The sequence below is a fragment of the Chloroflexota bacterium genome, assembly GCA_015478725.1.
Classification (GTDB): domain Bacteria; phylum Chloroflexota; class Limnocylindria; order Limnocylindrales; family CSP1-4; genus C-114.
In genome coordinates this window covers 1-1,119 of record JADMIG010000142.1, presented here as the reverse complement: position 1 = coordinate 1,119, position 1,119 = coordinate 1, and the positions used below count along the sequence as shown (strand labels likewise).

Annotated in this window: 1 protein-coding gene; it reads left to right on the top strand. The window is 58.8% G+C overall.

The window, feature by feature from the left end:
* Positions 1–200: 200 nt before the first annotated feature.
* Positions 201–1,119: phage tail length tape measure family protein (locus IVW53_16165; GenBank protein ID MBF6607092.1), on the top strand; the 919-nt coding region annotated here is incomplete at its 3' end.

Genomic DNA, 1,119 nt, shown 5'->3' with positions numbered 1-1,119 from the left:
TACGACTGGCTGACCTTCTTCCGAATACGGGCCAAGCTCGAAAACGAGCAGTCAGACTAGGTAAGCAAGACATATCCCGCAAGGCGGGAAACCGACCACTCAATCAGAGGGCGGCACATGACGGGCGCTACATGAGCGCCTGGTATGTGGCCGCCCTTTCCTTATCCCCTTTTCACCGGACAAGCAGGAGACATCCACGCATGGGCATGGCAGCGGACCTATTTCTAGGAGTTGGCATCAAGGGACTGTCGGAGTTCAGCTCCGACATGGACAAGATGCACGGCAAGGTCAAGGAGTTCGGGGACCAGGCCGAGGAGACGAAGGGCAAGGGTGGCGGCCTCTTTGACATGATGGGCGGCGGCGTAGGCAAGGCGCTGGGGCTTGCCACGGGCATCGGCACGCTACTGGGCGTGGGCGGCGGGCTGGTGGGGATGTTCAAGGACGGGATAGACCAGAGCAATCAGTGGAACGACCAGATGGCGCAGCTGGATGCCGTGATGAAAAGCACGGGCGGATCCGCAGGTGTGACCAAAGACCAGGTAACAGGGCTTGCCAGCTCGCTGTCTGCGGCCAATGGGCTGTCCAAGTACGCGGACGACGCTGTTCTCAGCGGTGAAAACCTCCTGCTGACTTTCACGAATATAGGCGGGAACGTATTCCCCGCGGCCACGCAAGCGATGCTCGATATGAGCACAAAGATGGGGGGCGATGCAAGCTCAAGCGCGATCCAGCTGGGCAAGGCATTGAACGACCCCGAGAAGGGCCTCACAGCGCTGGTCAAGGTGGGGGTGTCATTTACTCAGCAGCAAAAAGACCAGATAAAGGCCATGCAGGATGCCGGGAACATGGCAGGCGCGCAACAGGTGATATTGAAGGAGCTTGGGAACGAGTTCGGGGGGAGCGCGGCAGCCTCGGCCAAGACATTCACGGGCATCATGACCACGGTGAGTGAGAAGTTCCATAACGTGACTCAGAGCATCGGGGACGCCGCGATGCCGTTGCTCACCAGGTTCGCTGATTTCTTAGGGTCGGACGCTTTCATGGGCACATTGCAGGGGATTGCTGACATGCTGGTGAACGGCATAACAGCGGGGATCAATTTCTTCTCGGACGCTATTA